We start from the raw sequence: 12,700 nt of genomic DNA, 5'->3' as shown, positions 1-12,700 counted from the left end.
GGCTTTACGCCCCGTATTTTCTGTTGTAATACCACAGGAACGCGCCGTACAGTGCCGTCAACAGCACCGTGACCGCGCCGAGCGCCGCACCGAACGCGCGGGTCGTATCACGGATGCGGTGGCCTTCGGCAAACATCGCATCAATGGCGATGACGTCGTCAAAAGTCAGGTTTGCCGGGTCGGGGATGAGGTAGGAGCCTTCGTACAGGGAGTAACTTTCGTAATTCAGATCTAGAGGAGAGACGGAGAGTGTTGGAGAGATAGAGAGTACCCCGTAGTAGACCTTGGTCGATCCATTGTCGTATGTTGCCAGGCCCCAGCCGGATCCACCGCCGGACGAAAAGCTCATCAGCGCAGCAAATCCGATCGCGGCGATGAGGATGGTCACCTCAAGTGCGCTGAGCGCCGCTTTCCCGTGCAGGATCGTGGAGAGTTCGTCTTCCGTGACCTCCGTCACGCTGCGGCGGCAGAGAGCCAGGATAGCGATGCCGGCAATGACGGCGACGACCGGGACGATCATGTTTGCGGTCGTCAGGCCGAATCCGAGAGCAAAGACCAGGCCGATTGCCACCAGGGCGATGCAGATGAGATAGGTTCTCTGTTTCATGTTTTCCCAACGTAACATATATTTCTCTTTTAGAGTAAATAGCTTCCTATTTTGAGTGGCGAATTTCCCTATGGGTATCGACACGAGGATACAGGCATCTCCGGATTCTTGAGCAGAGCACCGCCACGCAGATCTCTTGGGTGAATGAGCCCCTATGCTTCCGGAGCGATCGCAAAGACAGAATTCGGTGCGAGGGGCACAAAGAGAGCGAACGTTGAAAAAGAGAGGGAGAGGCCGCTTACGCCTCTTCCTCGGGCTCCTCGGAATCCAGGATCGTGAACCCGATGACCCGGTCGCCGTCGTCGAGTTTCATGACCCGGACACCGCGGGTGCCCCGCTTCTGGATCGAGATCTCGGAAACCTTCGTCCGGATCACGATGCCGGACGCACTCATCACGATGATCTCGTCGTCGTCGGAGACCGCCATCGACCCGACGACGTTACCCGCCCGGGCGTCGACGACGATGTTTCGCACCCCGAGCGTGCCCCTGCCGTGGCCGCGGTACTCGTCGAACTCCGTCCGCTTCCCGTAGCCCTGCTCCGTGATGGTGAGGAGATGGTCGTCCTCGACGATGGCTATGGCCTGCAGCGCGTCGCCGTGGCGGAGCTTGATCCCCCGCACGCCCATGGCGTTCCGGTGAACCGGGCGGACGGCTTCCTCGTGGAACCGGAGGCTCTGTCCGAACTTCGTCGTCAGGATCAACTCCTGGTTGCCGTCGGTCGCCTTCACGTCCACCAGCGCATCGCCGTCGCGGAGGTTGATGGCATTGATCCCGGTCTGCCGCGGCCTCGAGAACTCGTCGAGCGCCATCTTCGCGACCGTCCCGTTCCTCGTCGCAAAGAAGAGGTGATGGTCGGGCCGGTACTCCCTGACCGGGATCACCGTGGTCACGCGCTCTTCGCCGTCGAGGTTTAAGAGGTTGACGAGGGCCTTGCCCTTGCCCGTCCGCTGCCCCTCGGGAAGATCGTAGATCTTCAGCCAGTACATCCTTCCCCTGTCGGTGAAGCAGAGGAGGTTGTCGTGCATGTTCGCGACGAAGACCTTCTCGACGCCGTCGTTGTCTTTCGTCGCCATCCCGATGACGCCGTGACCGCCGCGCCGCTGGTTCCGGTAGGTGTCGAGGTCGATCCTCTTCACGTAATTCGAGGAAGTGAGCGAGACCAGCACCGGTTTGTCCTCGATGAGGTCCTCCCTGTCGAACGCCTCGGCTGCCTGCGCAATCCGGGTTCTCCGTTCGTCGCCGAAGCGCGCACCGATATCGACGAGTTCCTTCTTGATCTCGGCGAGAATGCTCGCCTCGCTTGCGAGGATCGCGGACAACCGCTCGATCTCCGCCGCAATTGCATCGCGCTCGTCGAGAATCTTCTGGTGTTCGAGCGCCGCAAGCCTCCGGAGTTGCATCTTCAAGATGGCGTCCGCCTGCACCTCGTCCAGCGCAAACTTTGCCACCAGGGCCTTCTGCGCCTCATCGGTCGTCCCGGAACCCCGGATGGTCGCGATGACCGCGTCGATGTTGTCGAGCGCGACGAGGAGGCCGCGGAGGATGTGCATCCGTTCCTCGTTCTTCGTGAGATCGAACTCGGTCCTCCGCCGGACCACGTCCACCCGGTGCTTGAGGAACTCGTGGATGATCTCCTTGAGGTTCAGGGTCCGGGGCTGGCGGTCGACGATCGCGAGGTTGATGATGCCGAAGGAAGACTCGAGCGCCGTGTGCTTATAGAGGAAGTTCAGTATCACCTGAGGCGCGGCTCCCCTCTTGAGTTCGACCACGATCCGCATGCCGTCGCGGTCGGACTCGTCGCGGATATCGCCGATCCCCTCAATCCTTTTATCGCGGACGAGGGAGGCGATATGCTCGATCAGGCGCGCCTTGTTCACCTGGAAGGGGATCTCGGTTATGATGATCTGCGGTGTCCGGCCCTCTTCCTCGATCTCCGCGACGCCCCTGACAACGCACTTTCCGCGACCGGTCAGATAGGCGTCGCGGATGCCTGCGGTGCCCATCATGATCCCGCCGGTCGGGAAGTCCGGTCCGGGCATGACCTGCATCAGCTCCTCCGTGGAGGTGCCCGCGTCGTCGATAACGCGGCAGGTCGCCTCGCAGACCTCTCTGAGGTTGTGGGGCGGCATGTTCGTCGCCATGCCGACGGCAATCCCGCTCGACCCGTTGACGAGGAGGTTCGGGATCCGGGCGGGGAGGACACTGGGCTCCTGGAGCGATTCGTCGAAGTTCGGGACGAAATCCACCGTCTTCTTGTCGATATCGGTGAGCAGTTCCTCCGAGATCTTCGTGAGCCGGGCCTCCGTGTAACGCATGGCGGCAGCGGAGTCGCCGTCGATTGACCCGAAGTTCCCCTGGCCGTCCACCAGCATGCAGCGGTAGGAGAAGGGCTGGGCCATCTTCACGAGCGTATCGTAGATGGCCGAATCGCCGTGAGGATGGTACTTACCCATCACGTCTCCGACAATACGGGCGCTCTTCTTGTAGGGCTTGTCGCTCGTGTTGCCCATCTCCCACATCGCGTAGAGGGTGCGGCGGTGCACCGGCTTCAAGCCGTCTCTCGCGTCGGGGATGGCACGGCCGATGATCACGCTCATCGCGTAGTCGATGTAGCATGATTTCATCTCCTCTTCGATGTTGATCGGGACAACCCCTTCCCCTTCAGACGTCAAGGTTGCTCACCTCCTTTGCATGCCTGCGGATGAAATCTCTCCGGGCGTCCACGTTCTCTCCCATAAGTTTCTCGAATATTTCGTTCGCGTAGGCGGCGTCCTCAATCTTCACCTGCTTGAGAATCCGGTTTGCCGGGTCCATCGTGGTGCTCCAGAGCTGTCCGGCGTTCATCTCACCGAGACCCTTGTAGCGCTGGATCGAGACGCCTTTCTCGCCCCACTCGGCGAGGATCTCTCGCATCTCCTCTTCGCGGTAGACATACTGTTCCTGTCTGCCCTTCGCCACCCGGTAGAGAGGCGGCTGGGCGATGTAGATGTAGCCGTTTTCGACGAGCCCCACCATGTAGCGGTAGAAGAACGTGAGGAGGAGCGTCCGGATGTGTGCTCCGTCGACATCGGCATCCGTCATCAGGATGATCCGGTGGTACCGGGCCCGTTCCGCGTCGAAACTGTCGCCGACTCCGGTGCCGATCGCGGATATCAGCGCCTGAATCTCGGCGTTCTTCAGGATCTTGTGCTCCGACGCCTTCTCGACGTTCAGGATCTTCCCCCGCAGGGGAAGGATCGCCTGGAACTTCCTATCCCGCCCCTGTTTCGCGGAACCCCCTGCCGAATCTCCCTCCACGATGTAGAGTTCGCTCTTTGCCGGGTCGCGTTCCTGGCAGTCGGCGAGTTTCCCGGGGAGGCCGGTCGACTCCAGCGTGCTCTTCCGCCGGGCGAGTTCACGTGCAGTCCGGGCGGCTTCCCTTGCTCTGGCGGCCGCCATCGCCTTGTCCACGACCGTCTGGAGGGTCTTTGGGTGCTCCTCGAAGTACTCGGTGAGCGAGGAGTAAACGAGAGAGTCCACGATGCCCCGGACGTTGCTGTTCCCAAGGCGCATCTTGGTCTGCCCTTCGAACTGCGGATTCGCCACCCGGGTGCTGATGACACAGGCGAGCCCTTCCCGGACGTCTTCACCCTTGACCTGGGCATCGTTGTTTTTTAGGAGGTTGTTACGGTGGGCAGCGCTGTTGATCGCCCGGGTGAGAGCGCTCCGGAAGCCTTCGAGGTGGGTGCCGCCCTCCCGGGTGTTGACGCTGTTGACGTAGGTATAGATCGTCTCCGAGTATGAGTTGTTGTACTGCAGGGCGACCTCGACCTCGACCTTGCTCTCGGAGTCGCGCTTCTGGAAGTAGATGATATCGTCGTGGAGGCTCTCCTTCCCCTCGCCGAGGTGGGCGACGAACTGCCGGATCCCGTCCTCGAAGCAGTAGGTGACCACATCGCCGGTGCGTTCGTCCCGGAGGACAATGGTGAGGCCGCTGTTTAAGTAGGCGAGTTCGCGGAGCCGGTGATCCAGCACGTCGTAATCGAACTCGACGGTCTCGAAGATCGAACGGTCGGGCTGGAACGTGATCCGGGTCCCCCGGAGCCGTTCGTAGTCGAGCGGCTGCCCGTCCCGGGCACCATAGCGCTCCTCGTACCGCGCCTCCATCTCGTGCTCGGTCTCCGGGCGGCTCGCGAGCGGTTTTGCGACCAGACCCTGCCGGAACTGCATCGCATAGACGTTGCCGTCCTTGAAGACCGTTGCATCGAGCCAGCTCGAGAGGGCGTTGACGACCGAGACACCGACGCCGTGCAGGCCGCCGGATACCTGGTAGGTATTCTTGTCGAACTTTCCGCCGGCGTGCAGCACGGTGAGGACGATCTCGAGCGCGCTCTTGCCGTACTGGGGCATGAGGTCGACCGGAATGCCACGGCCGTTATCATCAACCGAGACCGAGCCGTCCCGGTTGACGGTCACCTGGATCAGATCGCAGAACCCGGCGAGAGCCTCGTCTACGGCGTTGTCCACGACCTCGTAGACCAGGTGGTGAAGTCCCCGGCTCTCCGTGCTGCCTATGTACATGGCGGGACGTTCCCGCACAGGCCTCAGGCCTTCCAGTACCGTGATGTGTGAAGCATCGTAGGTATCAGTCATCTGTGACCTCCGCTGAACAAGCGGTGTCCTGAATCGCAGCAAAATTCACAGTATATATTGGTTTTATAAGCACTTATAGTATATGGCCCTGGAAAAATCTCTATTTTGAGGCTGTCCTGCTGCTCAACGGTTCGATGGGGCTCCAGCGCAGGCGCGGTCGGAAAGCCCCGGCGGCCCCCGTCCGATCCCGGCTCCCTGGCGGGATGCGCGCTCCCCTCAGTCGTATTTTCCCGTATCCGGATCGGGTATGCCGAGTTCTCTGTCGATCGCGACCGCGAGCCGGTTGAGGAGCCGTTTTACGTCGGCAGCATCTTCCTTGTCCAGGGTGCCGGGCTGGTGCCAGATCACCTGTTTGCGGAGCCGCTCAACGAGTTCTTCGATCTCGGTTCCCCGGAACTGTTCCGGCACGGTGAAGTCGTTGAGGTGATCCGCGGCGCCGTAGAACGCTCGCTCGGGAGGCAGGCCGAAATGCCGTGAAAGCAGCATCAGGTTGACGACGAACCCTCTGCCGAATTCGCTCTTTGCGGGCATACTTTCCCTATACACCGCCGGGGAATATGAACGATCTGGTTTTTTTCGTATGCCGATGGTGTTCCGGGAAACGGTTCCGGGTCTGCGATGTTGCTCATGCTTCTGCATTTGCATTCGGTTGTCTCTTTTAATTGCACCTGGCACGGATTTCGAGGGGACTGCGCACTTCGCACCTGGCGGTGCTCACGCTCACTGTGTTCGCGCCTCTAAGCCTCACGGCCTCTCGTGCTCCCGCCCCTGCACCTGACGGTGCTCAAGCTCCTGTCCTACGCGCAGTCTACATCCCGTGCACGGCTTCCCAGTGACTATCGCCATTTGGGGAGGGGCTGACGGGGAGGGGGGAATATTCCCCCCTCGAAACTCTTCGAGTTTCTCATGCTCACTCCGTTCGCACTCCCCATTGTCCCCACCCCCCTGCGTGGCGATAGCCACCACGGTCCACTGGATCGGGCTTTTCCTCGCTATAGTTGCATTGTTGTCGTTGGTATCCCGGAATCGCTTTGACGAGAAGAGATAATGTCTGCAACACGCAAGTAAGCCATTTCAGGCTCTGGACGCTTCAACAGGGACAGAATTTGATTGGCAAGGTAACATCGCACTCACCTACGGCTGCCCATAGATCAGAACCGAAGAGAGCACGATGAAACCCAGCGTCGCGGCGAAGAAGACGGTCTCTCCGGTGCGGAGGGGTTTCTTCCTGATATACAGGCCGGCGTTCGCCCCGTAGCCCCGGCAGAGCATGCTCGTGTAGGTGCGCTCGCCCTGCTCGTAGGACCTGATGAAGATCGTCCCGACCGTGTAGCCGATCTGGTGCAGCCGGTAGCGGTAGGGGAGGGTGCGGTCGAGGGGATCGAAGCACCGGGTCGCCATCGCGGTCCGTATCCGGGTAAACATCTCGGCAAAGACGAAGATGTAGCGGACCATCATCGCGAGCGTGAGGGTGAACTCCCGGGGCAGGCCGAGCCTCCCCGCCGCCTCGATCATGTCCTGCATCTTCGTCGTCGACGAGAGCAGGATGATGAACGATACGCTGACGACGAACTTCAGGAGGAGGATCGACGCGAACTCCACCGACTCCGCGTAGACCTCGATCCCGAAGGGGAGGGTCGCAATCGTATGAAAAACATCGTAATATGGATTTTTTACGAATACCTGGAACGCGATTAAGAAGATGCCGAACGGCAGGATGAGCGCGAGCCTTTTCAAGTAGACAACCGGTGAGAGGCGCGATGCGGCCCAGAGGAGGGCAAAGAGGGCAAAGAGGGCGGCGCCGACCTCGTAGACCCTCGTCGAGTACGGCACGGCTACGATGGCCACGATGGCGGCGAGGGCTATGAGGAGTTTAACCCTCGCGTCCAGCCGGTGGACGATGCTCGTCCGATAAGCATGCTTCTCGATGTAGTAGAGATCGTCGATCATGCTCTTCTCGCGTAGGCGTCGAGGAACGACTTCTTCGCGTCCTCGTAGGTGTATGCCATATCGATGGCGACGCCGTTCTCCCGGAGCGACCGGATCAGTTTCGGTATGGGCGGCACGTCGAGCCTTGTTTGGGTGAGCAGTTCCGGCCGGGTGAAGACCTCCTCGACTGTCCCGGAGCCCACGACCCTTCCCTTATCCATTACGTAGATGTAGTCCGCCATCTCCGCCACGAGGTCGAGATGATGAGTCGAGAAGACCACCGTCATGCCGTACTCCTCGGGCAGCCGGTTGACGAACGCCACGAGGTCGGCGACACCCTGGGGGTCGAGCCCCGCGGTCGGCTCGTCGAGCACCAGCACCTGCGGCTCCATCGCAAGGATGCCGGCGATGGCGACCCGTTTCTTCTCGCCGCCCGAGAGGTGGTGCGGCACGCGCTCGCGCAGTTCCTCGATCCCGAGGAGGTGCAGGGCCTCCTCGACACGGTGGGCGACCGTCGCCTCGTCGAGGCCGAGGTTAATCGGGCCGAACGCAATGTCCTGCTCCACGGTGGGGGAGAAGATCTGGTCGTCGGGGTTCTGGAAGACGATCCCGACGAACTTCCTGACCTCACGGACGTTCTCCTTCGTGATAGGCTCGCCCCGGACCAGCACCTCGCCGGACGTGGGTTTGAGGATGCCGTTGAAGTGCTTGAAAAGCGTGCTCTTCCCGGCACCGTTCGGCCCGATGACGGCGATGCGGGACTTCCTCTCTGCGGTGAAGTTCACGCCTTCGAGAGCGTGGACGTCGCCGCGATAGATATGGGTGAGGTCGCGGGTCTCGAGCAGGTGCATGATAGCAAAAAGTGTGGGTTTTTCAGGTATCTAGTTATCGGGCCGTGCGGAGACCCTCGCGACGGCGAATACCAGTATCAGCATGAGAAGCGTGCCGATAACGACCGCAAGCACCTCTCCGGCCTTATCCATGCCGGGGATACTGTAGTCGGGCATGAGTGCCTCGTACGCGAAGTCGTTCCCGGTCGCGGCGACCACCTGCTCCTCTGCGGCGCCGGCGGCATCTTCATCGAGCTCGCTCCCCATGAAGGGCTTTGCGCCGTAAATGCTGAAGAACGCGCTCTCGAGCCCGTCGGGGTCTCCGGAGGCGAGGAACGGTGCGGCAACCGCGATCACGAGGGCGATCGCGACGCCGATGATGACGAACTGCTTTCTCTCCATTACGCGCTCACCCCTGCCGGGTGTTCGAGGATGTCGGGCCGTGCCGAGGCAATCAGGTAGAGGGCGCCCGCGGTGATGCCTCCCTCGATGAGCCCGATGACCGCATGGTAGAGCCCAAGGCCGGTGAGTGCTGGAACCAGCGGGAACGTTCCGGCGATTGCGAGTTCGACCGCACAGAGGATTGCGGAGACGAAGAGCGACGCCCATGCGGCGATGAAGGCGGCGGCATACGCATTCCCTATCACGCGTTTGATGCCGGCATAGCCGTAGTAGCCGACGAATCCGCCGATGACGCCCATATTGATGATGTTGGCACCCATGACGGTGATGCCGCCGTCGCCGAAGATGATACCCTGCACGAGGAGCACCAGCGTCAGGACGAAGACCCCTGCGAACGGCGACCCGAGGACGATTGCCGCGAGCGCCGCACCGACCATGTGGCCGCTCGTCCCCCAGGGGATGGGGATGTTCAACGCCTGGATGGCGAAGATGCCTGCTGCGAGCACGGCGACCAGCGGTATCTTCTCCTCTCCCATCGAACGCCGCGCCCACCGGAGGGCGAGTGCAATGAAGATCAGGGCGATGACCCAGTAGACCAGGGCCTGCCCCATCGGTATGAACGCGTCAGGTATATGCATGACACACCTGATGCGATTGTATTACGTATTGGTATAAAGGTATTACTAAGCACGTCGCATATCTCAGCCGGTAAGAATCCGGCGTACTCCCGATGCGAAAAGTATGCCCATTGCCCGGGCCAGCGCGGGTTTCAGGGCAAGTTTGCGGAGCAGGGTGCCCGGCCTGTCCATGTCACCGTGCTCCACGATCGTCGCGATGAGATCCGGATCGTCGAGAGCCCGGCAGAGGCGGTCGATCTCCTCCGCCGTCATCTTCTGGCGCATATGAAGCGCTTTCATCCCGATATCGAGCTCTTTCCCGAAATCCTCTTTCCAGCGCCGCTCATAGTCCCGGAGGCTCCCGTCGTCGAACTCCCCGCGCGCACAGCACGCCGCGGCGACGGCGGCCGCGTGTTTCGCCGACCGGACGCCGGTGTAGACCCCGCCGCCAGACGTGGGCTTTGCGAACCCCGCCGCATCGCCGACGACGAGTGCCCGCCGTCCGTAAGTCCGGGGCATGACCCCGAGCGGGATGACCCCGCTCGCGAGGTGGAGCGAGTTCCCCCCGTAGCGGGCGGTGAACCGGTCGAAGTGGTCTTTTGCGTGCTCCCGGGCGCAGAGGCCGACACGGGCGCGGGTCGCCGAGACCGGGATCACCCACCCGAAGAAGTCGGGCGAGGCGTTGGGGTGGAGTTCCACGTAGCGCGGGTCCATCTCGTAGGGAACCTCCGCCTGAATCCCGGCGAGGTAGAGCGCAGGGCGCTGCAGGCCGAGCATGCGGGCGACGGAACTCCGCGGTCCGTCGGCGGCAATCAGGAGGCGGAAGGGGATCTCCTCCCGCCCGCGGACGCCCCGGGTCAGGAGCGAGGAGCCGCTGATGCCCGATGCACTGGTCTTTGGGCGGAACTCCGCCCCGGCGTCCGCTGCCTTCTGTGCCATCTCCCGGTCGAGGAGACACCGGTCGACGACGTAAGCCTTCGTGACCCCCGCATCGAAGAGGAGTTCTCCTCCGAGACCCGAGACCATGCGGGCACCGCTCACCTCGTTCAAGACCGAGCAATTCGAGACGTTGCACTCGGCAAGGGCGGAGACCGAGAGCAGTCCAGCGCACTGCACCGGGTAGCCGATCGTTCCGTGCTCCTCAATACAGAGCGTCTTGAGCCCCTCTTTTGCGCACGCCCGCGCCGCGGCGCTCCCGGCAGGCCCCGCGCCCACAACGACAACATCCCAGACCAGAGTATCATGCCCCGCACGAGTTGGTTCCCGGTTCGCCGATGGCGGGCCGGTTCCTGAGTAGAGTGGACGTTCGGCGGTATAAAAGGGGGTGGATGATGGGAGTAAGAGTCATCGGTGATGAGCGGCTGGAGGACAGGAGTTTGGGGGACTGTGCACCTCCCACCTCCGCTGCCCGTTCTCCTGCCCTCCGGCCCGTTTCCTATTACACCTGGCGTTGCTCCTGCTCCTGCCCTTCGACAGTCGCATATCGCCACGCACTGCCCCCGCCCCTCGGGGCGGGGTGCGACGGGCCATGGGGCCGGAGCATGAGCACCGAAGGTGTGGAGGAGGAGCGCAAAGCGCGGGAGGGGTGGGGGTAATAGGGGATGCAGGCATAGCGAGTTTGAGCAACAATGATGTGAGTTGGAGACAGGGGAGGGGGCATGCCCCCCTCCCCACCTGACGGTGGTCGAGCTCCGGGCGTTCGCACCTTCGGTGCTCATGCTCCCGCTCTGGCGACCGGTCGCATTCCGCCCATCACACTCCCCGTCAGCCCCTCCCCCAGTCGCGATATCCACTGGAAATCCGTGTGTGGGTTCATAGTATCCTGGGGGACGGCGGCCGCGATATCCAAATTCCCCAAACCCCCTTCCCCACCTCGCAAGACTCTCTGCGACGCCGGCGACATGCCCCCCGCTCCCTCCCCGCACCTATCGGTGCTCATGCTCCGGCCCCGAAAACGCTTCGCGTTTTCTCATGCTCCTGCCGTTCCGGCAGTCGCACCCCACAGCTGCGTATTTGACGGATCATGCCCCAGGTAGTACGAAATGCCTGATATACGGGAGTTCAAGTGGAAGCAGTGCCTGATTGTGCGCGCCGACATCAAGATGAGCTGCGGCAAGAAGTGCGCGCAGATCGCTCACGCCGCCATCGGGGCCTACGAGAAGGCCGACAAACTGGCGAGGAAGGCCTGGCTCGACGAAGGGCAGAAGAAGGTGGTGTTGAAGGCTTCGGCCGAGCGGCAGCTCTTTGAACTCAAGACGATCGCGGAGCGGGCGGGCATCCCCGCGTCGATCATCCAGGACGCCGGGATGACCGAGATCCCGCCGGGAACCGTGACGGCGCTTGGCCTCGGCCCCGCCCGCTCCGAAGACCTCGACCGGATCACCGGAGACCTTTCCCTGCTATGATGCCCTCGCCCCATCCCCTCGAGCAGGAACTCGGGATGCGCTACTACGCGTCCGATGCCCCCGGTATCGGCGGCCGGCTCCGCGTAAGCCCCGCCGACTTCGTCGTCGAGGAACTCCCGCTCCCGATCAGCGACCAGAACGGCCCGCACCTCATCTGCCTGCTCACCAAGACGAACTGGGAACTCCAGCGGGCGGTCAAGGAGATCGCAAAACGGCTCGGCATCAGCCACCGGCGGATCGCCTGGGCGGGGACGAAGGACAAGAACGCGGTGACCACCCAGTTCATATCGATCTACAACGTCACGCCGGAGGCCGTTGAACAGGTGCACCTTGCGGACATCTCGCTCGAGGTCGTCGGGCGGTCGCAGCACCCGCTCTCCCTCGGCAGCCTCGCGGGCAACCGGTTCGATATCGTCATCCGCGACTGCATCGAAGACGGCCTCCCGGCGCGGGTGCAGGCGGCGACGGAGGTGGCGTCCGCCGGGATACCGAACTACTACGGGCTGCAGCGGTTCGGCGTCGTCCGGCCGGTCACGCATCTGGTCGGCGAGAGGATCCTCAAGGGCGATTACGAAGGCGCCGTGGCCATCTACATCGGCCGGGCCTACCCCCGGGAGTCGGAGGAGGCACAGCGCGCCCGGACTCATTTCACCGAGACCCACGATGCACGGGCGGCGCTCGCCGACTTACCCATATGGATGACCTACGAGCGGGCGATGGCGAACCACCTCGTCGCGAACCCCGGCGACTACGCCGGCGCGCTCCGGGCGCTCCCCCCGAAACTCCTCTCGCTCCTCGTGAGCGCATACCAGTCCTACCTCTTCAACTGCGCGCTCTCCTCCCGCATCGATGCCGGCATGTCGCTCACCGAGCCCGAGATCGGCGACCGGCTCCTCTTTGAGAACAGCCGCGAGGATATCGTCTCCGCGCGGAACCGGCAGGCGGCCCTGATGCATGTTCGCCGCGGCCGGTGCCGGATCGCCCTCTTCATTCCGGGCTCTGGACAGGTGACATCGCGCGGGCCGATGGACGAGATGATGCAGGAACTGATGATCGAGTCGGGTATCGACGCCGGGGACTTCGAGCGCGCCTCCCGGTTCGTGGAGACGGCGTTTTCCGGGGTGCTCCGGCCGATCAGCCTCTCCGCCGACGTGGAGACGGAGGTATCCGGTGCGGATGTCCGGCTCAAATTCACGCTCCCTCCCGGCCACTACGCGACGACGGTCTGCCGGGAATACATGAAGGCCGACCCCTACATGATGATCTAGGGGATCGG

11 protein-coding genes are annotated in these 12,700 nt (G+C 62.5%); 2 read left to right on the top strand and 9 right to left on the bottom strand.

The genetic code is table 11. The features are described from left to right. Positions 1-4 precede the first annotated feature (4 nt). The 9 genes from MEMAR_RS06905 to MEMAR_RS06865 form a co-directional block, all read right to left on the bottom strand. The gene (locus MEMAR_RS06905; RefSeq protein ID WP_011844249.1) at positions 5-607 is read right to left on the bottom strand and encodes a DUF2178 domain-containing protein; all 603 of its coding nucleotides are present in this window, start codon (positions 605-607) and stop codon (positions 5-7) included. A 238-nt stretch (positions 608-845) separates the two neighbouring features. Beyond that, positions 846-3,281 (bottom strand): DNA gyrase subunit A, encoded by a 2,436-nt coding sequence (gene gyrA, locus MEMAR_RS06900; protein WP_011844248.1) that lies wholly within the window; start codon positions 3,279-3,281, stop codon positions 846-848. Further along, positions 3,271-5,241, bottom strand: coding sequence for a DNA topoisomerase (ATP-hydrolyzing) subunit B (gyrB, locus tag MEMAR_RS06895; protein WP_011844247.1), 1,971 nt, complete (start codon positions 5,239-5,241; stop codon positions 3,271-3,273). The genes gyrA and gyrB overlap by 11 nt, the downstream gene beginning before the upstream one ends. Positions 5,242-5,457: 216 nt before the next feature. Then, entirely contained in the window at positions 5,458-5,772 is a 315-nt protein-coding gene (locus MEMAR_RS06890; RefSeq protein ID WP_011844246.1) for a hypothetical protein, read from the bottom strand. Between the two features lie 603 nt (positions 5,773-6,375). Beyond that, entirely contained in the window at positions 6,376-7,191 is an 816-nt protein-coding gene (gene cbiQ / locus MEMAR_RS06885; protein ID WP_011844245.1) for a cobalt ECF transporter T component CbiQ, read from the bottom strand. Beyond that, positions 7,188-8,021: an ATP-binding cassette domain-containing protein gene (locus tag MEMAR_RS06880; RefSeq protein ID WP_011844244.1), complete on the bottom strand. Its 834-nt coding sequence runs from the start codon at positions 8,019-8,021 to the stop codon at positions 7,188-7,190. Before MEMAR_RS06880 ends, cbiQ begins: the two co-directional genes overlap by 4 nt. A gap of 30 nt (positions 8,022-8,051) precedes the next feature. Continuing rightward, on the bottom strand, positions 8,052-8,402 hold the full coding sequence (locus MEMAR_RS06875; RefSeq protein WP_011844243.1) for a PDGLE domain-containing protein: 351 nt from the start codon (positions 8,400-8,402) through the stop codon (positions 8,052-8,054). Then, positions 8,402-9,040: a cobalt transporter CbiM gene (gene cbiM, locus MEMAR_RS06870; protein ID WP_011844242.1), complete on the bottom strand. Its 639-nt coding sequence runs from the start codon at positions 9,038-9,040 to the stop codon at positions 8,402-8,404. Before cbiM ends, MEMAR_RS06875 begins: the two co-directional genes overlap by 1 nt. A 63-nt stretch (positions 9,041-9,103) precedes the next feature. Then, entirely contained in the window at positions 9,104-10,255 is a 1,152-nt protein-coding gene (locus MEMAR_RS06865; protein ID WP_048063785.1) for an NAD(P)/FAD-dependent oxidoreductase, read from the bottom strand. A gap of 806 nt (positions 10,256-11,061) precedes the next feature. Here MEMAR_RS06865 and pth2 point away from each other — a divergent pair. Together pth2 and truD are read left to right on the top strand one after the other, a co-directional pair. Then, a complete protein-coding gene (gene pth2, locus MEMAR_RS06855) occupies positions 11,062-11,424 on the top strand; it encodes a peptidyl-tRNA hydrolase Pth2 (RefSeq protein ID WP_011844240.1) in 363 nt (120 codons plus the stop codon). Then, positions 11,421-12,692 carry a tRNA pseudouridine(13) synthase TruD gene (gene truD, locus MEMAR_RS06850; protein WP_011844239.1) on the top strand — a complete coding sequence of 424 codons (1,272 nt, stop codon included), beginning with the start codon at positions 11,421-11,423 and terminating at the stop codon, positions 12,690-12,692. Before pth2 ends, truD begins: the two co-directional genes overlap by 4 nt. Positions 12,693-12,700: the final 8 nt, after the last annotated feature.

Source organism: Methanoculleus marisnigri JR1 (assembly GCF_000015825.1).
Taxonomy (GTDB): Archaea; Halobacteriota; Methanomicrobia; order Methanomicrobiales; family Methanoculleaceae; genus Methanoculleus; species Methanoculleus marisnigri.
This window is presented reverse-complemented; position numbering and strand designations above follow the sequence as displayed.

What these genes read in the sequence shown, in the direction of transcription:
- MEMAR_RS06905 (WP_011844249.1), bottom strand. Translation starts at nt 607, where the DNA reads ATGAAACAGAGAACCTATCTCATCTGCATCGCCCTGGTGGCAATCGGC.
- cbiQ (WP_011844245.1), bottom strand. Translation starts at nt 7,191, where the DNA reads ATGATCGACGATCTCTACTACATCGAGAAGCATGCTTATCGGACGAGC.
- pth2 (WP_011844240.1), top strand. Translation starts at nt 11,062, where the DNA reads ATGCCTGATATACGGGAGTTCAAGTGGAAGCAGTGCCTGATTGTGCGC.
- cbiM (WP_011844242.1), bottom strand. Translation starts at nt 9,040, where the DNA reads ATGCATATACCTGACGCGTTCATACCGATGGGGCAGGCCCTGGTCTAC.
- MEMAR_RS06875 (WP_011844243.1), bottom strand. Translation starts at nt 8,402, where the DNA reads ATGGAGAGAAAGCAGTTCGTCATCATCGGCGTCGCGATCGCCCTCGTG.
- gyrB (WP_011844247.1), bottom strand. Translation starts at nt 5,241, where the DNA reads ATGACTGATACCTACGATGCTTCACACATCACGGTACTGGAAGGCCTG.
- MEMAR_RS06890 (WP_011844246.1), bottom strand. Translation starts at nt 5,772, where the DNA reads ATGCCCGCAAAGAGCGAATTCGGCAGAGGGTTCGTCGTCAACCTGATG.
- MEMAR_RS06880 (WP_011844244.1), bottom strand. Translation starts at nt 8,021, where the DNA reads ATGCACCTGCTCGAGACCCGCGACCTCACCCATATCTATCGCGGCGAC.
- truD (WP_011844239.1), top strand. Translation starts at nt 11,421, where the DNA reads ATGATGCCCTCGCCCCATCCCCTCGAGCAGGAACTCGGGATGCGCTAC.